The sequence below is a fragment of the Pseudomonas sp. TR47 genome (assembly GCF_044143025.1).
Classification (GTDB): domain Bacteria; phylum Pseudomonadota; class Gammaproteobacteria; order Pseudomonadales; family Pseudomonadaceae; genus Aquipseudomonas; species Aquipseudomonas putida_E.
This window is the reverse complement of record NZ_JBHFCS010000031.1, coordinates 1-22,328: the sequence shown is the minus strand read 5'-3', so window position 1 is coordinate 22,328 and position 22,328 is coordinate 1. Positions and strand designations below refer to the sequence as shown.

General features: G+C 54.4%; 20 protein-coding genes and 1 pseudogene. 11 read left to right on the top strand and 10 right to left on the bottom strand.

The window, feature by feature from the left end; all coding sequences use genetic code 11:
- Positions 1-119: 119 nt before the first annotated feature.
- The 4 genes from ACEWE8_RS23550 to ACEWE8_RS23535 form a co-directional block, all read right to left on the bottom strand.
- The gene (locus ACEWE8_RS23550; RefSeq protein WP_079279884.1) at positions 120-959 is read right to left on the bottom strand and encodes a DUF2950 family protein; all 840 of its coding nucleotides are present in this window, start codon (positions 957-959) and stop codon (positions 120-122) included.
- Between the two features lie 67 nt (positions 960-1,026).
- Positions 1,027-2,034 carry an inovirus-type Gp2 protein gene (locus ACEWE8_RS23545; RefSeq protein ID WP_009683505.1) on the bottom strand — a complete coding sequence of 336 codons (1,008 nt, stop codon included), beginning with the start codon at positions 2,032-2,034 and terminating at the stop codon, positions 1,027-1,029.
- Between the two features lie 337 nt (positions 2,035-2,371).
- The gene (locus tag ACEWE8_RS23540; RefSeq protein WP_009683504.1) at positions 2,372-2,602 is read right to left on the bottom strand and encodes an AlpA family transcriptional regulator; all 231 of its coding nucleotides are present in this window, start codon (positions 2,600-2,602) and stop codon (positions 2,372-2,374) included.
- 69 nt (positions 2,603-2,671) lie between these two features.
- Positions 2,672-2,968, bottom strand: a complete 297-nt coding sequence (locus ACEWE8_RS23535; RefSeq protein WP_177342411.1) for a hypothetical protein — start codon at positions 2,966-2,968, stop codon at positions 2,672-2,674.
- Between ACEWE8_RS23535 and ACEWE8_RS23530 the strand changes: the two genes are divergently transcribed.
- The 4 genes from ACEWE8_RS23530 to ACEWE8_RS23515 all read left to right on the top strand — a co-directional run bounded on the left by ACEWE8_RS23530 (position 2,924) and on the right by ACEWE8_RS23515 (position 5,286).
- Entirely contained in the window at positions 2,924-3,526 is a 603-nt protein-coding gene (locus ACEWE8_RS23530; RefSeq protein ID WP_256207027.1) for a site-specific integrase, read from the top strand. The genes ACEWE8_RS23535 and ACEWE8_RS23530 overlap by 45 nt on opposite strands.
- Positions 3,527-3,986: 460 nt before the next feature.
- Positions 3,987-4,226: an AlpA family transcriptional regulator gene (locus ACEWE8_RS23525; RefSeq protein WP_082810596.1), complete on the top strand. Its 240-nt coding sequence runs from the start codon at positions 3,987-3,989 to the stop codon at positions 4,224-4,226.
- Complete coding sequence (locus tag ACEWE8_RS23520; protein WP_256207026.1) at positions 4,219-4,698, top strand: helix-turn-helix domain-containing protein; 480 nt, start codon at positions 4,219-4,221, stop codon at positions 4,696-4,698. Before ACEWE8_RS23525 ends, ACEWE8_RS23520 begins: the two co-directional genes overlap by 8 nt.
- 222 nt (positions 4,699-4,920) lie before the next feature.
- Positions 4,921-5,286 (top strand): hypothetical protein, encoded by a 366-nt coding sequence (locus tag ACEWE8_RS23515; RefSeq protein ID WP_395589378.1) that lies wholly within the window; start codon positions 4,921-4,923, stop codon positions 5,284-5,286.
- A gap of 369 nt (positions 5,287-5,655) precedes the next feature.
- Here ACEWE8_RS23515 and mobI read toward each other — a convergent pair whose 3' ends face one another.
- The 6 genes and pseudogenes from mobI to ACEWE8_RS23485 all read right to left on the bottom strand — a co-directional run.
- Complete coding sequence (mobI, locus tag ACEWE8_RS23510) at positions 5,656-6,117, bottom strand: conjugative transfer protein MobI(A/C) (protein WP_014754508.1); 462 nt, start codon at positions 6,115-6,117, stop codon at positions 5,656-5,658.
- Positions 6,118-6,527: 410 nt separating this feature from the next.
- Positions 6,528-7,109, bottom strand: a complete 582-nt coding sequence (locus tag ACEWE8_RS23505) for a hypothetical protein (protein WP_395589377.1) — start codon at positions 7,107-7,109, stop codon at positions 6,528-6,530.
- Positions 7,110-7,291: 182 nt separating this feature from the next.
- Positions 7,292-7,561: a hypothetical protein gene (locus ACEWE8_RS23500; protein WP_003253606.1), complete on the bottom strand. Its 270-nt coding sequence runs from the start codon at positions 7,559-7,561 to the stop codon at positions 7,292-7,294.
- Positions 7,562-7,810: 249 nt separating this feature from the next.
- A complete protein-coding gene (locus ACEWE8_RS23495) occupies positions 7,811-9,502 on the bottom strand; it encodes a putative bifunctional diguanylate cyclase/phosphodiesterase (protein ID WP_395589376.1) in 1,692 nt (563 codons plus the stop codon).
- 36 nt (positions 9,503-9,538) lie between these two features.
- Positions 9,539-10,648, bottom strand: a complete 1,110-nt coding sequence (locus tag ACEWE8_RS23490; RefSeq protein WP_395589381.1) for a methyl-accepting chemotaxis protein — start codon at positions 10,646-10,648, stop codon at positions 9,539-9,541.
- A gap of 177 nt (positions 10,649-10,825) precedes the next feature.
- Positions 10,826-10,993, bottom strand: a pseudogene (locus ACEWE8_RS23485) (PAS domain-containing protein); the annotation flags it as partial.
- Between the two features lie 346 nt (positions 10,994-11,339).
- On the opposite strand from ACEWE8_RS23485, the gene ACEWE8_RS23480 reads away from it, so the two are divergent.
- From ACEWE8_RS23480 to ACEWE8_RS23450, 7 genes are all read left to right on the top strand, one after another.
- A protein-coding gene (locus ACEWE8_RS23480) for an IS5 family transposase (protein WP_085983057.1) occupies positions 11,340-12,193 on the top strand; the annotation gives its coding sequence in 2 pieces (ribosomal slippage) (positions 11,340-11,693 and positions 11,696-12,193; 852 coding nt in all).
- 881 nt (positions 12,194-13,074) lie between these two features.
- Positions 13,075-14,331, top strand: coding sequence for an integrase domain-containing protein (locus ACEWE8_RS23475; protein WP_046785171.1), 1,257 nt, complete (start codon positions 13,075-13,077; stop codon positions 14,329-14,331).
- Positions 14,332-15,284: 953 nt separating this feature from the next.
- Positions 15,285-16,265, top strand: a complete 981-nt coding sequence (locus tag ACEWE8_RS23470) for an integrase domain-containing protein (RefSeq protein WP_046785183.1) — start codon at positions 15,285-15,287, stop codon at positions 16,263-16,265.
- Positions 16,262-16,570: a hypothetical protein gene (locus ACEWE8_RS23465; RefSeq protein WP_046785170.1), complete on the top strand. Its 309-nt coding sequence runs from the start codon at positions 16,262-16,264 to the stop codon at positions 16,568-16,570. Before ACEWE8_RS23470 ends, ACEWE8_RS23465 begins: the two co-directional genes overlap by 4 nt.
- Positions 16,571-16,651: 81 nt before the next feature.
- Positions 16,652-19,015: an EcoAI/FtnUII family type I restriction enzme subunit R gene (gene hsdR / locus ACEWE8_RS23460; protein WP_046785169.1), complete on the top strand. Its 2,364-nt coding sequence runs from the start codon at positions 16,652-16,654 to the stop codon at positions 19,013-19,015.
- A 99-nt stretch (positions 19,016-19,114) separates the two neighbouring features.
- Positions 19,115-20,584 (top strand): class I SAM-dependent DNA methyltransferase, encoded by a 1,470-nt coding sequence (locus tag ACEWE8_RS23455; protein ID WP_046785168.1) that lies wholly within the window; start codon positions 19,115-19,117, stop codon positions 20,582-20,584.
- Positions 20,581-22,230: a restriction endonuclease subunit S gene (locus ACEWE8_RS23450; RefSeq protein WP_046785167.1), complete on the top strand. Its 1,650-nt coding sequence runs from the start codon at positions 20,581-20,583 to the stop codon at positions 22,228-22,230. Before ACEWE8_RS23455 ends, ACEWE8_RS23450 begins: the two co-directional genes overlap by 4 nt.
- The last annotated feature ends 98 nt before the right edge of the window (positions 22,231-22,328 follow it).

The window sequence follows — 22,328 nt, the reverse complement described above, 5'->3', positions numbered from 1 at the left end:
TTGCGACTAGGGGAGCAATATGCGGGCCGCTTTTGCCAAGCGCGAAAAACAGGAAATTTGCGGGCAATCGGCACAACTTTACCTGTTCACCTTGCACACTATTTTGCCGAATTGATGAATTAAACCTGTGCGTTAAGACCTGTTTTGATGCGGGCGCGCACCAACGCGGAACAGCACTGGATAGTTTCCACGCAGCCTGCCGTCGGCGGTGCGCGCCGGCCGTCATTCGCTGGCGCTGACATCCACCTCTTCCAGCTGTCATCCGGATCGAAGCGTTTCATGGCCTTGGCAATCTTGTCGCCCTGTGGCCCCAGATCCTTCTCGAACACCTGGTCGTCGTGGCTGATCATGAAGCTCATGACACCGCTATCGTTGTATTTCGCCGGCCAGGCGACCAGGGCGAAGCCGCGGCTCATCTGGTTGCCGATCAGGTAGCTGTAGGCGCCGCCCGGGGCCGACGAGCCTTGGCCATCAAGGATGCGGAAGTGGTAGCCGTACCAGGCATCGCCCACCACATCCTTGCCGAACAGCGGCCCCAGCGGGCTGATCTCGCCGCCCTCTTCGTCCTCCCAGAACAGGCCGTCATGCTTGCCGGGCGTGCTGAAGATCTGCTGGGCATATTCCAGCGCGCCGTTGCTGTTGCGGTCCTTCGAGGCGTAGTCCATCTGCGCGTCGTGATAGGCTAGGACCGACTGCAATGCAGCCAGCTCGTTACGGCCGATGCGCCGGGCGTGGATTTCGGCGCTGCCGGCCTTGCGGTCGAAGCGCCAGCCGTTGGTAGCCTTGGTCAGCCGAACCAGTTCTGCATCAGATGCACGCTCAGCTAGCTTCCCGACCGTAGCATCCAGTAGCGGCCGAATGCGGCCGACAGTACTTGCCTCAGCGCGAATCGTCTCCAATGACCGTTTCAAAGCGAGTGCAGCCACTGTCCCAGCATCTGTGTCGGACACCTTGCGCATGTCGCGACCATTTAGGCCAGGGTTCAGGTTGGTTTCGCTGAACGGGTGATCGGCCGGCAGGCTGGGCTCATCGACATGTTTGTTCGGCACCTCGCAGGGGAATGGATCGATTAGGAATCCCGGAAACCTTCCTTGCCTGCCCCTTGCGCAAGCAACGAGCTCCTACCGGTTTGAGCCGCAGATGTTGATCATTCTTGACCAGGTAACGCATGGCGCAAAGCACGTTAGCCCGCCCATTCAGGTCCCGCCTGTGGATCAGGCCAAGCCCCAGCCTGTCTTGGTATTTATCTTTTTCGAGGTTGCAGTTGTGGAAGTAGCCCTGACCACGGGTAATACGCTCCCATAGCTCACCGATCCGCTGAGCCCTGTAGATATCGGCACTCACTTCAGCACCGTTAAAGAAGAACGCTGCATGGATGTGATAGCCCCGGTCCTCGCCTTGCTCGACGCTGCAAATGTAGCCAATTTCATGGTCGAAAATTAGGTTGCGTTCACGCTCAGCTATCAGCCGATTCAGATCGTCGAATACGCGCTCCACACGCAACCTCGCCTGGACCTCTGCACGGTAATACAGATCAACCCTGATCACGCAGATCCGGGCGTAGCGATCAAACATGGCATCAACGTAGCGATCGACTTCGACCTCTTGCTGAATCGCCTGGTAGCGCTGATCGTGCTCCCTACGCTTGAATCTCTTTTGGGCAAGGAGTGTACGGATGCACTTGGTCAGCTCGTTCAGCGTCTCACTGGTGCTCAGATAGCGCGTTTCACCCTCGTTCAAGCAGGTGATGCCAAAGGGGCTGCGCTCAATCCCAATGGCCTGGCAGGCTTCCTGAAGAAGGCTCAAGTGCCAGCTGTACTGATACGCCACATCTCCGTCGAGCAGCGCGACCATCTGCACGATCCCATCGAAGTATTTTGAAAGCATGGTTTCTCTGACCTGTTCATCTCCATGCTTTGAATATGAGATTCGGCAGGCCTGGCTATCTGTACGCTGGATGGCGTTGATGAGGCGCTCAATTCGAATTGCGATATCGGACTGGGATTGGAGGGTGTTGGCGTTTTGTTTGGTCATGGCTCTGTACCTGGTGAGTGGTTTCGCATACCAGGTACGGGATGTGTATTTATTAACCGATGACCTAACCCGGAGGCAGGGTGATAGTGCCGGTGTGGTTACTAAAAACTCAGCCTATCGAGTATTGACACGGTGATAGACTAGAACTATATAACTAGATCCCGCTCCAAGACTCAGCGATCACCCCAGGTTGGCCTGGCAATGGGGAGCAACATTACCGAGCCTGCCGAGAGATTCACCCAATCGCATCCTGGGAGAGTTAGCTGAGAGCGCTGGACTTTCCAAGCGGCATAAACGCCATGACCAGCCTTAGCCGGTCATGGCGTAGGTGATAGTTCTAGCTAGCCATACTCAGGTGGCCGGTGGGGCGCACCGCAGCCCCCTCTGCCAGGTCCCGCTCCTCGATCCTTGCCAGGATCCAGTCATGCACCTCGCTATCGACCCAGCCGACACAGCGGTCGCCCAACGAGACCGGCTTCGGGAAGGTACCTTCCGAGATGTGTTTGTAGATGGTCGATCGGGCAAGACCAGTCGAATCGATGACTTCTTTCAGGCGAATGATCCTCATGAACGGGGCTCCTCATATTCGTTCAGAGGATCTGCAGGAGCAGTAAGAAATAACCTGAAGCCCCGTCACCTACTCGGTTAGCAAGCCAAACTCATAGCGGTTCCACACATCCAGGTCAGCCTCGCTGTCGAACTCACGAAGAAACCCGCCCCGGACATCCTTGTACACAATGCAGCAGTTCTGATTCTCGGGAGCCGGATAGACGATCAGAGAAACGACCTCCAAGGCATCATCGCGCCCTTCTGGCTTTGGCACAGGTATCAGCCTAATCACCTGGGGTTGGTACCCCGACCATGCCTTGCCATTGAACTTCTGCTTCAAATGCTCGGCCCACTCAAACGCCACCTCAAAAAAGTGATCGAGCACTCCAGGCCAGTAGTAGCCAGCCTCGTCCTGCCCCGGCTTTGTTGTGCGTTAAAACTGGCTCCGTTGCTGTTCTGCCGACCCGGAGACCTGCGCCACATGGAGTGGTCGGAGGTCAATCTGGATGCTGGCGAATGGCTGATTCCCGGCCACAAGATGAAAGGGCTCACTGCCACCAAACAGGATCGCCCGGATCACTTGGTTCCCCTAAGCCAGCAAGCAATCGCGGTTCTACGCGAGCTGAAACCACTCACCGGCAGACATCGGTACGCCTTCCCCTCGGCACGAGGAGGCGACCGACCGATGTCCAACAATGCCGTACTCAGCGCGTTACGCCGCATGGACATCAGCGGCGACGAAATGACTGGGCACGGCTTTCGTGCGACCGCGAGAACCATAGGTGCTGAGGTGTTGGGGTTTCGCCCCGATCTCTTGGAGCATCAGCTTGCACACACGGTAAAAAATCCACTGGGGCGCGCATACGACCGAACATCATTTCTGCCTGAGCGCCGCGATATGATGCAGCGCTGGTCAGATTACCTAGATGCAATCAAGGCTTGAGCTCACTGCTTGGGCTTGCAATACAGACTCCCGGTTGGTAAAAATCATGCATCTCTAGGGCGTTCATAGGACGCAATGGGATCGTCACGCTGCCCCGGTTACGGCGTTAAGAATCCGAAGTCCATCTGTTGTTAGCAAATGGACTTTCTGGCTACCTCATCGGGGTATCGCCAGCATCTCGCAAGGCCTTTTTCGCCTGCTCGTCAGCATCAAGGCTGCTTAAAAAACGTACGGGCCTCTATCCCGTACCAGCTGGGTCTTTCCTCTCCCCCACGCCAAAGACACAGCTTCAGCTGTCATGAGCACAGCTGCCGCCGGCAATGAACCTCGGAGGCCCGTAACACGAGGCCCGACAAACGCCTCTGCTTTGCAGTAGGAAAGTCCGAGCGCCACTCCCAACACATATGCGTATTGCAGCACTTGAGGGCTGCTGCAACGCCACCGCCTGAGCACCAATCAAATGTCAGCACAAACTATTGCACCCAGCCCGGAGGAGCCGCGCTTCCTTCGTCTGCCCGAGGTTGAGCTCGTTGTCGGGAAAAAAAGATCCACGATCTATCGCGACATAGCCGCAGGAAAATTCCCTGCTCCATATGATCTAGGCAGCAGCAGATCGGTTGGCTGGCTCAGCACGGAGATATCTGCCTGGATCCTGAGTCGACCGCGCGTACAGCTCCGCGGGGGACATAACAATGACTAATGTATCAGCCCCACTGCGCGCGCAGACCCAGTGGTTCCATGTTTTCAGGGCAATGATTGATCAAGGCGATGTTGCCCGAATTGGGCCCTACGCGTTTACGGTTTATGCAGTCATTAAGGCACACGCCAATTACTACTCCGGCATGGCGCATCCGGGCATCGAGCGGATCTCTGAGCAGTCTGGCGTCAGCCTGGCACAGGTCAAACGGGCATTGGGGGTTCTCGAAACGGCCGGCCTCATCACGAAAACAAAATCCGGCCGATCCAATCACTACACCCTACGCGAAAAGGTTCAGGTCACTGAGGCGGGCCTACCTCATACCGTCGCAACTTGGGATTACGTGCCAAGCCGCGCCCAGCACACCGTTTCCGAGCTTAGAAAAGCCATGACCGCCGGAGATCTTGTGAGTACCCGAATCCACCTGCAAGGCATCACTACTGCGATACGCAATATTTGCCACCCAAGTCCATGAGATCAGCGATGACCTTGGCTGGGTAGTCAGTTGCCGCGTCAATGCGAAAATGACCGGAGCGCCGAAGCGCTTAGATCAACGGCATGCTCGCTTCTCGATGTGGCGAATTAGCTTGCCCGGTACGCCATAACCCGTGCGCCGACTCGCAGGCACCATCTGATCTTGGGTTTTCCTAAAACTACCGGAGAGTGTCTAGCGACCTCATCTATCCGGAGCACCACCATGGAATTTCGCCACCTCGGTAACGGGCAGTACTTCCCACCCATTGCACCAAACGGTCGGGTTTACGCCGTACCTCTTGGGCAGGAAACCCAGGTAGAAATTTTCTGCCTGACACCAGTAGGCATCATGGGCGCGGGCGTCCAATCGCACTGGTCAGAAATCGTTGGTTTTTACTACGACGACGAATCATGGAAGATCATCCCGCGCAATTACTCGGGACGAGGAATGCGCTTCCGCAGAGGCCTCTCCTGCATCATGGTGATCGCCGGCAGCGAGGCTCTCACGACCCACATCCAGGGCTACCCCATCCCCATCTGCGTAATGAACCGCATTGCATTCGAACAGCAGCGATGCAGTGAAGGGTAGCGCATCACCGCCGCCATCCGCTGCGCGACACAGGTACCAGCTAGACCGGCACCTACCAATGTTTATTTTATGAAAGTGAAGCCTCTCACTGCTAATACAGATCGCAGTTGGCCAGCAGCCTTAGACGTACGCATCACTGCTAATAGCAAATATAGCCTGTGAACCCCGCATGCACTGGCCTGCTGGCTGGCAGCGAGTAGATTTAGCGCACTACACTGCTTATAGCCCGTAACCTACTCAAGCGCTGCAACATGTCGCACAGGAATTCACTGCTGATACAAGAAAGCCCCGTCAGACCATGCTGCACGGGGCTTTCGGACGCTAAAATCGGTTCAGATCCGTTCGGCACTGCTTATAGGCACTCAGCCTCTACTCTCCCGAATAGAGACCGCCATGATCAAGCGCTTGGTATCTAGACAGTTTCTTTTCATAAGCGACCAACGTCCGACGCAGCTGACGATTCTCGCTGGCAATGCTACGAATCTCAGCAAGACGCTCCTCAACCTGCAAAACCAGGCGGCGGTAAGGGTATTTAACAAACTCGAACGAGGAAGCCGGGTATTTGTGTTTGCCATTGCCCTTGGCAATAGTAAGGGGCGCGAATTTGTTTTTTTGCCCATGCAGTGGCACCAGTTTGCACCAGTAGATCGAGTACGCATTCGGGCTCGTTTGCTTGATTGACACGGCAGCTACAACAGATCTGGCCCCAGTCTTTTTGTACAGCTTCATGGACGCATCCACATAGCTTGTTACCAGGCGTCTCGCGTCCACCAACAACTGCTCATATTGCTGATCCAGCAAGGCGACTATCGCTTGCGGTTCTTTGCTCATGGCCAAGGCTCCAACTGCTTCTAGAGCCCAAATGGTGGCATCTCATCCGGTATCAAAAATTCGCTTTCAGGCGATTTTACCGTCAGAAATTTACGGAAGCGGAGTTGGCAATGCACCGCTGCCGCTCTGCCGCGCGTTAGATGGGCGGCAGATGACGACATTGCAGACGTACAGCAACATTACGTGCAAAGGATGCACAACAGACGACGACGGATGCCCTGGCTCGAGATTGAACAGAATCAACGAATGCCAAAGTGACGATAAGCAGGCAATGGCCAAGAGCTGATCCTTCTGATCGACGGCTTCCGCCCCAAGCCGGATCTTTACCGCTCGCGCTTCGAACATTGCGGTGTTGGTTCGCAAACATTCCCAACCACAAGCAGAATGGCAGTTGCGCAAAACAAAAACGGTTATGACCCGCCTTTCCCGACTGGCGAATGCAAAGTCGTAGGCAGCGCACGGGTAGCACGGAGTTCTTCCGCGATAATGGTCGCCTGCTGCAGAGCGGCACTGTCAAGAAACGAAGCGTTCAGATCGAACGTGATGGCATCGTCGTCGAAGCTTTCCTTTATCGCATAGGGCCCGAAGAGGATGTCGTTGCTTCCCTCAACATGGGGCTGGAAACGTGACAGGGGATTACGACTGTCGTTCCCATTGTGTATCGCTATCGCGGAACCATTGTCGCTATACATGGTACGCAGAACGGAGGGATCGCGCTTGCCGCTAATCCATTGCCGGGGCGTGACAGGATCGCCGTCCATTACTAGGGACACGCGCAAGAGGTAAATTACCTCGTCCGCGTCCTCGAGCCTACTGAACGCAGCATCATAGTCCGGCTGCCTACCCAACACGCAGTCGATGTCCACCTGTATGTCGAAGAAGGCCACTTTGCCGGCATTCGCTCGCACGTCATAAAGGAGATCCAGAAGTTTTGGGCTACCTTGGTCAGCCGCGGTAGGGCAGAACGTGTACCAGCCGGAAATGACGGGCATCTCAACACCTATCACTGCTGGCGTAATAGCTGGCTCTGCCTGGCTCGGAATTGCTTTCTGGGAACTGTTTGCTGCCGGGGATGCCACAGAGCCTGACACTTCTGATCCAGGAGGAGGTGCGCTGTCAACTGCAGGCCCCTCATGCAACAAAGCCCATAATCTAATTCGCCCAGTCTAGGGGGCTATAGATCGCCAGTCATCAGTAGCTCTCTCAGTATGCTGAGATTTTTCCTGATTTCAGCTTCTACCTTTCCAGAATAATCAAGTGCCTCAAGCGTATTCTTTGTTTGGTTCATTGCCTCTGCTATTATATCAATGGCAGTTTTTCTTGATGCTGCCATATTTTCTAGAGTCTGTTCCCCTGCATCTAGCATTGTTACGATATCTTGTTTGCTTAACTTATCATAATTCACGTTACGGAGTTGCTCTAGTATTAACTCTTGATCCGACATATATGATCCCCTTTATTATTATCGATTTGTTGTTTATGATAATATTAATTATTTCATTGTTCCAGAAAAAACAGCTGGGATAGTGTATCATAAAAAATATATTTCGAGCAAATGGGGAAAGTCGGTCGAGGCATGCGCATAACCAATCCATGGCATTGGACGCACAGTATATCGTTACCGGTGGATAAATGAATTAACCGCTCAATCCACTAGGTTGCGACGACGCAATCAGTTCGTGGACGGTGCGGTTTATCTATTACCCCCTCTAGATAAATGAGCAGGGACAAACTTCGCCACCCAAGATGGCACTTTTTCTACCGGCATGGGTTTCGCAATACCATAGCCTTGCGCTACATCACAACCTAGGTTCATCAGCAACACTTCGTGCTCAACCGTTTCCACCCCTTCAGCAATAACCTCGCGGTTAAACGATTTCGCTAGGCCGATGATCGCCTTAGTCAGCCCCAAGCTGTCTTTATCGATGAGTATGTCGCGTATAAAAGATTTGTCTATCTTGATTGACTGCGTGGGCAGTTGTTTAAGGTAGCTCAGCGATGAATACCCGGTTCCAAAGTCGTCCAACGAAAATGTCACACCCAGATCCTGGCAAGCAATGAGGCACTGAGTGACATGTGATAAGTGTTCTATCACCACTGATTCGGTAATCTCAATATCCAACATCTGCGGCAAAACATTAGGGTGGCTGTCCAGCAAAAACTTTAGGGACTTTACAAAGTTTTCTTTTTTGAAATGTATTGCTGCAATGTTTACACTCACAGACCACGAATGACCCAAGTCCGCCCATTGTTCTATTTGACTGAGCGCCTGATCTATGACCCACTCGCCGATCTCCACGATCAGATCGCTCTGCTCAATCAACGGTATAAAATACTGCGGTAATATAAGTCCATCTTGCGGATGCTGCCAACGCAATAGTGCTTCAAAACCAATCACTGCCCCACTGCTCAAACTTATTTTTGGTTGATAATGCAAGCATAACTCACCATCATGTAACGCTTGGCGAACCCGTATTACGGTATCAAAAGCTGATTTATCCATCTTATCTTTTGATACATCAAACAAATGGAAACAGTTACGGCCACTTTGTTTGGCCTTATACATAGCCTGATCGGCATGACGTAGCAGTGTATCGGCATTCTCATTATCGTTTGGATAGAGCGTCACACCGATACTGGCGGAAATATTAATGCCTATGCCATCGATGATGTAGACGGCGGAAAGGGCAGCTAAAAGCCTCTGCAGGGCGCTTTCCAACACCTTGGGATCCAGCACACCCAAAATCAGCACGAACTCATCGCCTCCCAAACGGGCTACGGTATCTTCGATACGCATACTATGTTTCAGGCGATCAGCCACCGCCACTAACAGACGATCACCTATCTCGTGGCCATAGCGGTCGTTAATCTGCTTAAACCCATCGAGATCAAGCACGCCCACGGCAACCGTGCTGGGCTGGCTCTTTGCTTTGACAATAGCCTGATCAAGCGCTTTGGACAGCAAAAAACGATTTGGAAGACCCGTCAGCTCGTCGTGCTCAGCCTGCCATTGCAAGGTTTCCAGAAACTTCCGCTTTTCGGTCACATCGAAACGAATGGAAACGTATTTCTGCACCCGCTGGCTGGCATCATCGTACATGGGTACAATGGTGCTCTCTACCCAATACAGGCTGCCATCCTTTTTACGGTTGCAAATTTCACCTTTCCATACCTGCCCACGTGAAACTTTTTTCCACATATCAATAAAGAACTCAGGGGGATGCTGCCCTGAGTTTAGTATGCGGTGGTTTTGCCCAATCAACTCCTGTGCGCTATAGCCAGAAATATCACAGAACTGTTCATTGACATAGGTGATTATTCCGGATTTATCGGTTTCCGAGAAAATAGCTGCCGCATCCACCGCTGCACGGTATCTTGCACTCATATATAAACCTAATTCACCAAAATAGTCATAAGGTCACTACCTGTTGAACCGTTCAACCAACGAGTTTAAACCACGGGATGTACTTTCAAGTTCGCGGCCACGAATCACGGCGGAGTTAGCATTCTTCGCTGTTCTCTCAACCGTTCCCGCTACGTTATTAATCTGCCGAGCAATATCTTCAGCGACACTAGCCTGCTCTTCTGAAGCGGCTGCCATTTGCTGGCTCATACCACTGATCCGTTCAACAGCATCGCGAATGCCTTGGAGAGCACACTGCGCCTCTATAACTTGCTGTACACCGTGGTCGGCCTCGCGAATACCGAGTTTGGCAATGCTCACAGCCTCATCTGCGCCTTTTTTAAGGGTTTCAATGACGCTTTGAATTTGTTGAGTCGATACGCGGGTTTTAGCGGCCAAGGCCCGGACTTCATCAGCTACTACCGCAAAACCACGACCCTGCTCACCAGCCCTAGCCGCTTCAATTGCAGCGTTGAGAGCGAGTAGGTTGGTTTGATCAGCAATGGCTTGAATCACCCCCGCAGCAGCCATAATTTGCTGGGTTTCATTGGCAAGGTAATCCACAGCAGTGCTGATATTCGTGACGGTACTGGCCAGCAACTGAATGGCCTCACGGGAAGTACCGGCGACTTTATCACCTTGTTCAGCCAGTTCATTTGCTGCTTGCGCTTCCATGGCGGTTTTTTGAACATGCCCTGCCACTTCGTTGATTGAGGCCGCCATCTCCGTCATGGCGGCTGCCGTCATGTCCGTTTCCGCTCGCTGCTCCAGCAAGGCATTTTCAGTTTGGTTCGAGAGTAAGGAGGAATGCGCAGCGGCTTCAGCCACTTGGCTGGCCAGATCGCTTAGCCGAGTCAGTGCGGTTTTAAGGCGTGCATCCTCACTAATCAATATCATTTCCAACTGCGCTGAAGGGCCATACGTATCGCTGTAAGTGATGGCGCTAATCGGATCTGAAAAAGCGTCAGGGGCGCATTTCATGATATGACTCAACTGATGTTCCAGCCGCGTATAGGACCACCATCCTGTAACGAGAAAGAGCACGGCAGTTACCGCTTGTGCTGCCAGGCTTGGCAGCACGCTAGCCGCACCTATTGCCAACGCAGCCGCAGTTGCAGGTAAGACCATCCTCCTCATGAATGCCGCATAATGACGATTTTGGGGAATGGAATTTTTACCTGCACGCAACCGGTCATACAGCTTTTGTGCGCGATCAATTTGCTCCCGAGTCGGCTTGACTCTAACGGACTCGTAGCCTGTTAAGCGGCCATCTTCGAAAATAGGTGTCACATACGCACTGACCCAATAGAAGTCACCATTCTTGCAGCGATTCTTGATGATACCCATCCAGCTTTTGCCAGCCTTCAGATAGCCCCACATCAGCCCGAAAACAGCTGGAGGCATGTCGGGATGACGAACCAAATTGTGCGGACTGCCCAACAACTCTTCACGAGAATAGCCACTTATTCTCATAAACTCATCATTCACATAGGAAATATTCCCATTCGTATCCGTAGCAGAGATCAATCGCTGCTGGACTGGAAATATTTGTTCAACGGTTGTGACAGGCAGGTTCGAGCGCAAGATGAGTCTCCATGAGCAATAATGGCATTATGCCATAAGGCGTGAGTAACGGGTCATGCGAAATAAAGGGAAATCACAGAGCACTGAGATGTTTGTACGCTAAGCCATGGTTCTCAGCTGCAACCATTATCTGACACTGGTGACTTCGGTTGAAGTCCCCCTGCCAGTGCGAATTAGGTTTTGTACGAAAAGTCGTTGTGGCTAAAATTGCCGCCATGACCGGTTGGAGGCCCGTATGGCAAGGCGTTACGAACTTTCTGATGCGTCATGGGAGCTGATCAAGGATTTGGTTTCTCCAGAACAGAAAATGGGCCGTCCTCGCAACGATGATCGTCAGGTTCTCCACGGAATTCTGTGGATCCTGTGCTCGGGCGCTCCCTGGCGCGACCTGCCTGAACGCTTTGGGCCTTGGTCAACGGTGTATCAGCGTTTTCGTGACTGGCGCGACGACGGCACATTCGAGCGAGTACTGGAGCGTCTGCATATTCGGCTGAACCGGGAAGGACTGATCGACTTGGACACCTGGATGATCGACTCCACCGCAGTACGAGCAACCCGAGCCTCTTCAGGCGCCGGGAAAAAGGGGGGCCTGAAGAACCGTTAGACCATGCCTTCGGGCGCAGTCGAGGCGGTCTGACCACCAAGATTCACATGGTGTGCGATGCCAATGGCGTGCCATTGCATTTCAGGCTTTCACCAGGACAAGCCAGTGATGTCTCCCACGCTCAGCCGCTGCTGGATGCTGTAAGAATTGCTGGCAAGCCAGGACGACCGCGTAAACGTAGCCGGTGGTTGCTGGCTGACAAGGGATACGATGCCGAGCACCTGCGCCAGTACTGCGACCGTTACCGAATGCAGCCGGTAATCCCATTGCGCGCTATGCCGCGCAAACCTCGACCTGGCTTGCCCCGACTGTTTGACCGGCCCAAATACCGGCAACGGAACATCATTGAGCGGATGTTTGGCTGGCTGAAAGAAAATCGCAGGATCGGCACTCGCTATGACAAGCTGGCCAAGAGCTTTGCAGCCATGGTCACCTTGGCCTGCAGCCTACGTTGCATGCGGCAATACTTTTCGTACAAAGCTTAGTCAGAAATCTACAAACCAGTTGTAAAATCGATACCCCGCGATAACTGACACTGCGCATGTGGTTAGGCTCAATAGAGGCCATTGTCCTTCAACGCCCAGCCACCACTGCACTTTGAACAGAAACGCTCCCATCAACACACAGGCCAGAACACCTAGAGCCAGGCCAATTAACGCAAATAGCCGAGTCCCTAACCCCGGATTGCCGCCATGCCAATTCTCACTCAGGCAAAAGGGACAGTGATTCGACGAAGGCGAATAGCCCCAGAAGCCACGGCTATATGTCGCTCTCGGAACCATCGCTTTGCCACAGTTTTGACAGGTAACCATCGAGTGTTTCATACCGCACCTCAGCTCAGACGTCCTAGATGAGCCCATGGTGCGCGACCGCGGAAAAAACCCAATTGCGTGGCCCGAGCTACCCAGCGCCCCGGCCTGGGCTAGGATCAAACCCTGGTCGCCAGATAACCGATACCATGCTGTGCACGACCGACACCATCTAATGCCCGCCGGTGACTGGCTAGCTCCGCCTTGTCGCAGAACGATAATTCAGGACGCCAGTTCAACTCCTCAAATAGCCGTTCATCGAAAATATGTGCGCGGGGGCACTTATGGGGGCACTTACGCAGAATACAAACAAAAATGCATTTTAAAACAGTAACTTAGATACAAATATTTAATCCCCCCGGCTCCACCAAATGATCAATCAAAGACGTCCATGGACGTCTTTTTTTGTGCCTGCGATCCAGTAAATACGCGGCCTCCAGCGCTTTTGCGGTCTTTTGAGAGTTTTTGAGTTCCAACCGTTCGGGTATTCCAGGCGGTATTCCAGTCCGTCCGATGCTAATCTTTGGAATACCGAATCAGTGCCTGAGGACAATCTCATGCCTGCTCAAAACCTCCGCCTCTCCGATCGACAGCTCAAGGGAGTCAAACCCGCGTCCAAGGATTATGTCCTTACTGACGGCGACGGTTTGCAGCTCCGCGTACGCAGCAACGGCTCGTTGCTGTGGAATTTCAACTACCGCGAACCAGTGACCAAGAAGCGCATTAACATCGGCTTCGGGACCTACCCCGAACTGTCACTTGCGAATGCACGAAAGATGGCAGTCGATGCGCGTGAGCTGCTCGCTCAGGGCATTGATCCGAAGGTGCAGCGCAATACGGTGAATGAAGCCAAGCGCGCAGAAACGGAACACACCTTCGAGAACGTGGCCACCGCTTGGTTCGAGCTCAAGAAAGACTCGGTCACCCCGGCCTACGCCGAGGACATTTGGCGGTCGCTCACGTTGCACGTGTTCCCCGATTTGAAGACGACGCCACTGACGAAAATCACCGCGCCGATGGTGATCGCCTTGCTTCGTCCAATCGAAGCGAAAGGCAGCCTGGAGACGGTCAAGCGTCTCAGCCAGCGGCTAAACGAGATCATGACCTACGGCGTAAACTCCGGCCTGATCTTCGCCAATCCGCTCACCGGCATCAGGGCAGTATTCAAAAAGCCCAAGAAAGAGAACATGGCTGCGCTTCCGCCCGAAGAGCTCCCCGAGCTCATGCTGGAGATCGCGAACGCCAGCATCAAACGCACCACCCGCTGCCTGATCGAATGGCAGTTGCACACGATGACTCGCCCCGCCGAGGCGGCGACTACTCGCTGGGCAGACATCGACTTCGAAAGGCGTGTCTGGACTATCCCACCGGAGCGTATGAAGAAGCGCCGTCCACACAGCATCCCGTTGAGTGATCATGCTGTCGCACTATTGGAGTCACTGAAGACTCACAGCGGCCATCGCGAATACGTCTTCCCGGCCGATAGAAATCCACGCACCCACGCCAATAGCCAGACCGCCAACATGGCATTGAAACGCATGGGCTTTCAGGATCGATTGGTCAGCCACGGCATGCGCTCGATGGCCAGCACCATCTTGAATGAACATGGGTGGGACCCGGAACTCATTGAGGTCGCACTGGCGCATGTCGACAAGGATGAGGTGCGGAGCGCATACAACCGAGCCGACTACATCGAGCGCCGTCGTCCGATGATGGCTTGGTGGAGTGAGTACATCCAAAAAGCCGCCACCGGCAGCCTGCTCGCCTCAGCGTACGGCCAAGTCAGAGACAAGAACGTGGTGCCGATTCGCTAGCGCTGTAAAGGCCAAGAACTGTAGCAACAGCAACTGAACGTGCAAGATTCGGGGCAAGCAGCCTCGCTTATTCGCTTCTAAGCGCGGGTCCATCCAAACAGGGCTGCAAAGCCGCCCTGTTTGGATGGACCTTACGTTGAGGAGCTAAAAGCGACTACGTTGTCCAGGATTTACCACGTAATTCCACCGGTGGATAACCGTTCTTCAAGTCCAAAGTGGCGCTGAATTTCGCCCCTTGACCGGGTTTATCCACAGGCGTAGAACTGGCCGTGCAAGCGCTGTCGATGACAGCAACCCAGGTGACCCGAACCTTGAAGGTCACGCCGCTCCCGCGGTGGTTCTCCTCCCAAATGGCGATTCGCGTCCGGCAGCTCGCCCGGTCACCTCCCCGGTGATGGATGCCTACTTCAGATCATGGCCCTCGTGCGCCAGACGACACTTCCTACTTCGCTGCCCTGCAGCAACCTATCCGCTTGGCCAAATCTTGCGCCAACCTGCGCCCGTCTCTTTCTACTGGAAAGAGACGGGCGCTTCTAACACTGCTGCAGCCCTTATCGCACTTGGCTTTGCGGCAATTCCCCTCTTGACAATTGGCGTGACAAACGCCGATGTCACCAGCAACAGCGCTGTAGATGATGGTGCCGCAGACCAGGGAATGGACTGCACCTGACTGACAGTCAGGCATGCCCCGGTCATCGCATTGCTGCGTTCACCCGGCTCAGGATCTTCAGGCGCTGGTCTCGTCAGCCAGCGCTGCCTCCACCCGCCCACCGGTAACGGTGTTCAGGAGGCCAGATCATGAGATGCCCTTGCTCCCGGAAGTAAGGAGCCGCCAGTCCCGCGTAGAGGACATTCCCCACAGGTCGCAGGGGCCTTGATCCCTGATAACACTCAACATTCTTGGCGGGATGACGTGGGGCGAGGATCGGAGATCGGCAGATGAGGTGACCGACATGGCATTGGTGGGTAGACGCGATGGCCGCAATTTCGGCTATGGCAGGCAACTGAGCTATGCAGGGCCGCAGGCGTTGAAAGACATGTTCGGCGGCGGCCACTACGGCACGGTGAAGGCACACTGTGATCGGTGGCAGGCATTCGTTAAGTGGTGCCGCTCCGAACAGGGGCCCGGTATCAATGATGCGCGGCAGATTGACCGGAAGGTATTGGCGGACTATGCGGCGTATCTGCGCGACGTGGTTAGGCGCGGTGACCTTGCTGTCAGCACCGCACAAAACCGTCTATCCAGCGTTAACAGGACTATGGCAGCGCTTCGCGGTGATCAGTACGTGACATTGCCCAGTCCGAGCAAGGCGTTGGGTATGCAGCGCACCGGTATTCGCCACTCAGTGCCGCAGGGCCAAGACCGCAATCAGGTTAAAGAGATCGTCAATGCGCTTTGCCGAAATCATCAGCAGCGGGCCGCCGCGATTGTGTTGTTAGCGCGAGCCACCGGCATGCGCTTGCGTGAGGCCATCTTGGCTGACCTGCCACGGCTAAGTCGTGAGGCCCAAAATTTAGGCAGGATCAACATCCAGGACGGTACCAAGGGGGGACGCGCCGGTGCCTCCGCACCCCGCTGGATTGCGGTGGATGACCATGTTCGCGAAGCGCTTAGGTCCGCATTACAAGTGTCGCCCGCAGGTAGTCGCAACCTGATTGCACCACACGAAAGCTACCTGAGTTTTCTGCAAGAGATTATCCGTCCTGCGCGGGATGTCCTGCATGCACACAACCTCAAAGGTTTTCATGAGCTACGAGCGGCATACGCATGTGATCGCTACGAGCAAATCACTCAACACCGCGCACCTATCACCGGCGGTCAATGCTGCGAGCTAGAACAGTACCTTGATCGCGAGGCTCGGAGGCTAATCAGCTACGAGCTTGGGCACAGTCGGATCGACGTGGTCGCGGCTTACATTGGAGGACGGACATGAGCAAGCCATTCGATATGGGATTATTTTTGGCTGGCGTGCTGACCGGGTCGCACGCGACGCGGCAACGCCATCTGCGGCAGGCGACGTTTATCCAAGCTGAAATCGGGGAACGCTGGCAGCGACAGACTCCATGGACTTGGCAGAGAAAGCACGTGGTGTGGTTTCTTGAGCATCGTCTAGGTCGGAGCAGTGAGGATACCAGGTATTACTATTTGCTAACTGTGCGGCTGCTCGCTCGTCGTTTAGAAAAGTCATGGGTTTTCAACCGCTATCAGGACGTAAGCAGGCCTGACGGCCGAGCCTGAGAGGCTCCGCCGCTGATACTGGCAGCATGCCTCTAGCCCTTCTGATAAAGTCTGCAGCACGTCATAAGGATATAGCCAGCCATGGACAAGAGATCACTTTCCGAGCGGGACATCTGCAGTAAATACATCGCCCCAGCTATCCAGCAATCTGGGTGGGACATGCACAAACAGGTGCGTGAGGAGGTCAGCTTCACCAAAGGCCGCATTATGGTCCGTGGCAAACTTCACAGCCGGGGCGAAGCACGCCGTGCAGACTTCATCCTCTACCACCAAGCCAACCTGCCTATCGCTGTGATCGAGGCGAAGGACAATAAGCACTCCATTGGCTCCGGCATGCAGCAAGCGCTTGGCTATGCAGAGGCGTTGGATGTGCCATTCGTGTTCTCCAGTAATGGCGATGGCTTCCTCTTTCATGATCGCAGTGGAACAGGCAGCAAGGTCGAAACTGAACTCTCCTTGGATCAGTTCCCTAGTCCTGCCGAACTTTGGCACCGCTACTGCCAATGGAAGGGGTTGGACAATGCTGCCCAACACAAGATAGAAGCGCCCTACTACGACGACGGCTCCGGCCGCATGCCGCGCTATTACCAAATGAGCGCCATCAACCGCACTGTTGAGGCGGTAGCGCGCGGCCAGGACCGTGTCCTCCTGGTAATGGCAACTGGCACCGGAAAAACCTACACCGCCTTTCAAATCATCTGGCGACTGTGGAAATCAAAACAGAAAAAAAGAATCCTGTTCCTTGCCGACCGCAACATCCTGGTCGACCAGACAAAGAACAATGACTTTAAGCCCTTCGGCCAGGCGATGACCAAAATCGCCAGACGCCAGATAGACACTTCCTACGAGATCTACCTGTCGCTCTATCAGGCGGTGACTGGCGCTGAAGAAGAGATGAACGTCTACAAGCAGTTCTCCCGCGACTTCTTCGACTTGATCGTGATCGACGAATGCCACCGTGGCAGCGCCGCCGAGGACTCCGCCTGGCGCGAGATTCTTGACTACTTCTCCAACGCCACCCATGTCGGCCTCACCGCGACGCCGAAGGAAACCAAAGAGGTGTCCAGCATCACCTACTTCGGTGAGCCGGTGTACAGCTACACCCTCAAACAGGGCATCGAGGACGGTTTCCTCGCGCCCTATAAAGTGGTGCGGATCGACTTTGACAAAGACCTGCAAGGCTGGCGCCCCCCCAAGGGCATGCTCGACAAGAATGGCGAGCTGATCGAAGACCGCATCTACAACCTCAAGGATATGGATCGCACCCTGGTCATCGAGGCGCGTACCCAACTAGTGGCGCAGAAGGTCACAGAGTTCCTCAAGGCCTCCGACCCGTTTCAGAAAACCATCGTCTTCTGCGACGATATCAATCACGCCGAACGCATGCGCCAAGCCTTGGTCAACCTCAACCCCGAACGCGTGGCTGAGAACCGTAAGTACGTCATGCGCATCACTGGTGATGAGCAGGAAGGCAAGGCCGAATTAGACAATTTCATCAACCCGGAAGAGCCCTACCCGGTCATCGCCACCACCAGCAAGCTGATGACCACCGGTGTCGATGCGCAGACTTGCAAGCTGATCGTGCTCGACCAGCACATCAAGTCGATGACCGAGTTCAAGCAGATCATCGGCCGTGGCACCCGCATCAATGAAGACTTCGGTAAATACTGGTTCACCATCATGGACTTCAAGAAGGCCACCGAGCTGTTTGCCGACCCGGGCTTCGACGGTGACCCGGTGGTGGTCTACGCCCCAGAAGGCAATGAGCCGCCAGTCCCGCCCGACGATTTACTTGAAGGCGATGGCATCAGCGCAGGCAGCGATGGAGAAGGTGATGACTTGGACTTTACCGGCGGGGAAGATGGCAAGAAGCGCATCAAGTATGTCATCGACAGCATCCCGATCTATGTCATCGCCGAACGTGTGCAGTACTACGGCCCGGATGGCCGGCTGATCACCGAATCACTGCACGACTACACCCGCACCTGCGTGCAAAAACAGTTCGCCTCGCTGGACGACTTTCTGCGCCGTTGGAGTGATACCGAGCAGAAAAAGGCCATCATCGACGAAATTGCCGCCCAGGGCGTGATGTGGGAAGCCCTGGCCGAAGAAGTGGAAAAGAAACAGGGCAAGCCACTCGATCCGTTTGATTTGATCTGCCACGTCGCCTTCGACCAACCGCCGCTGTCGCGTAGAGAACGCGCCGAACAGGTGAAAAAGCGTAACTACTTCGCCAAGTATTCCGGTGCAGCCCGCCAGGTGCTGGAAGCGCTGCTGGATAAATACGCCGATACCGGCATTGAGCACATCGAGGACATCAAAATCCTCCAGCTCGATCCCTTTAACCAACTCGGTGCACCCATCGAACTGGTTAAAGCCTTTGGCGGCAAAGCTGGCTACAACAAAGCTATCCATGAACTGGAAGACGCGCTGTACGCCAGTTAATCCGCTCTAGCCGTAGGGTGGGCAACGGCGGAGCCTTGTCCACCTAAGCAGCCAACTCCATTACAATCCCCGCTTTGCCACACCGACCGAGAATTCGTTATGTCCATCAGCTCCACCATCAAGTCCATCCAGGACATCATGCGCAAAGACGTCGGCGTCGATGGCGACGCCCAGCGCATTGGCCAGCTGGTCTGGCTGCTGTTCCTCAAGATCTTCGATGACCGCGAGCTGGAATGGGAGCTGATGGACGACAACTACACTTCGCCCATCCCCGACAGCTGCCGTTGGCGCACTTGGGCTGCCGACCCAGAAGGCATGACCGGCGATGCGCTGAAGGACTTTATCGACAACAACCTGTTCCCCCAGCTGCAGAACCTTAACGAGTATAGCAACACGCCCTCCGCCTTCGTGGTGAAAGGCGTGTTTGAAGACGCCTACAACTATATGAAGTCCGGGCAGTTACTGCGTCAGGTGATCAACAAGATTCAGGACGGTGTGGACTTCAACAAAGCCAAGGAGCGCCACGAGTTCGGCAACCTCTACGAGCAGATGCTGCGCGACCTGCAGAACGCAGGCAACGCTGGAGAGTTCTATACACCGCGTCCGGTCACCGAATTTATGGTGCGCATGGTCGATCCCAAGCTGGACGAAAAGGTCATGGACCCGGCCTGCGGCACCGGCGGCTTTCTCACCTGCGCGATCGAGCACAAGCGCAGCCGCTATGTAAAAACCGCTGAAGACGAACGCACCTTGCAGGCCAGCATCTTCGGCGTGGAGAAAAAGCCGCTGCCGCACCTGTTGGCAACCACCAATATGATCCTGCACGGCATCGAGGTGCCCAGCCAGATCCGCCACGACAACACCCTGAGCAAACCACTGATCAGCTGGGGCCCGAGCGAGCGTGTACACTGCATCGTTGCCAACCCGCCGTTTGGCGGTATGGAAGAAGACGGCATCGAAACCAACTTCCCCGCTGCCTTCCGCACCCGGGAAACCGCCGATCTGTTTCTGGTGCTGATCATGCAGCTGCTAAAAGACGGTGGCCGCGCCGCCGTGGTGCTGCCCGATGGCTTTCTGTTTGGCGAAGGCATTAAAAGCCGTATTAAGGAAAAGCTGCTAACCGAGTGCAATCTGCACACTATCGTTCGCCTGCCCAACGGCGTGTTCAACCCCTACACCGGCATCAAGACCAACCTACTGTTCTTCACCAAGGGCACACCCACCAAACAGGTTTGGTTCTTCGAACACCAGTACCCGGCCGGCTATAAGAGCTACTCCAAGACCAAGCCGATGCGCATTGAGGAGTTCACTGCTGAGGAAGCCTGGTGGGGCAGCGAGGCCAATGGATTTGCCGCACGGGTGGAGAACGAGTTTGCTTGGAAGGTCAGCATCCAGGATCTGCAGGCCCGCAACTGGAACCTGGACTGCAAAAACCCACATATTGGCGAGCAGATCAGCCGCGACCCGAATGAATTGCTGCGTAACTATGCCAGTCTGCAAGGAGAAATCAGCGACCTGCGCGATCAGCTCAAGGCGGTGCTGACCGAAGCCCTGGAGCGTGAGGTATGACGGCGCTGCTCACCGACAACCTGCCACTAATGGCCGGTGCACCCAATGGCATCAAAAAGCTGCGTGAGCTGATTTTGGAACTGGCGGTGCGCGGGAAGCTGGTGCCCCAAGATCCCAATGATGAGCCGGCCAGCGAGTTGCTCAAGCGTATTGCGGAAGAAAAAAAACGGTTGGCGGCGGAGGGGAAGATCAAAAAAAACAAGCAGGAGGAGTATGAGGTTACAGAGGTTCACTACTCAATTCCGGAAAACTGGGATGTTACTAGTCTAGGGCAAGTAGTTGAGATTGTTCGCGGTATTACTTTCCCAGCTAGCGAGAAATCAAGAACTCCCGAGCCAGGCCGGGTAGCCTGCTTACGCACAGCAAACGTTCAAGACGAAATTGAGTGGGACGATCTTTTATACATCCGCGAAAGTTTTGTGTCGCGCGAAGATCAGTACATACAGCCACACGACATAGTCATGTCGATGGCAAACAGCCGAGAGCTTGTTGGCAAAGTTGCCATTATTGATGTAGAGCTTACGCAGAAGACTAGTTTTGGTGGCTTTTTAGGCGTGTTACGACCTGTTTTTATTGAGCCTAGGTTTGTTATGGCGCTTTTGCGCACTCCTCATGCACGTAGTGCTTTAATCGACAGTTCAAGCCAGACAACAAATATTGCAAACGTCTCACTGGCTAAGCTGAAACCGTTACCTTTTGCAATTCCGCCACTCCCCGAACAACACCGCATCGTCGCCAAAGTCGATGAGCTTATGGCCCTGTGCGACCGCCTGGAAGCCGAGCAGGCCGAAGCCAAAAACGCCCACACCCAACTGGTGCAAGCGCTGCTCGACAGCCTGACCCAAGCCAGCGACGCGACCGACTTCGCCACCAACTGGCAACGCCTAGCCGAACATTTCCACATACTGTTCACCACCGAATCCAGCATCGACGCCCTCAAGCAAACGCTGCTGCAACTGGCCGTGATGGGGAAACTGGTGCCGCAAGATCCCAATGATGAGCCAGCCAGTGAACTGCTTAGGCGGATTGCTGAGGAAAGGGAAAGTTGTGTGGCTGGTCGGCGATCAGCAAAACACACTACACTACCTAGCACTGATGACACTGAAAAGACGTTCGAGCTTCCAAGTGGCTGGGAATGGGTACGGCTTCAGCAGATCATTTCGGTTTCCTCTGGTGATGGACTTGTATCCGCAAACATGAAAGTAGAGGGTGGAATCCCTGTCTATGGTGGGAATGGTGTAACTGGATACCACGATAAAAAGAACATTGATAAAGCAACTTTGGTTATTGGTCGCGTAGGCTATTACTGCGGATCAATACATTTAACGCCAGCCAGCGCGTGGATTACTGACAACGCCTTGATTGTGAGTTTCTCAGAAGAGAATCTTTATAAGAATTTTCTCTTTTGGCTTCTCAAAGGCACGAATCTCAAAGAGCAGGAAAACGCGACAGCACAACCTGTAATCTCAGGTAGAAAAATCTATCCGATTGTCTTAGCGATTCCACCACTCGCCGAGCAACACCGCATCGTCGCCAAAGTCGATCAACTCATGGCCCTCTGCGACCAACTGAAAACCAGCCTAACCCAGGCCCGCCAACTCAATGAACAACTGGCCAGCACCATGATCGAGCAGGCCGTGGCCTAGCGGCTTGCAGGCTGCATCACGTTAAGGACAACCCTATGCCCATCAAAACGCAAATCTGGACGGTCGGTGGGCAACCCAGCCAGTTGCATGAGTGCATC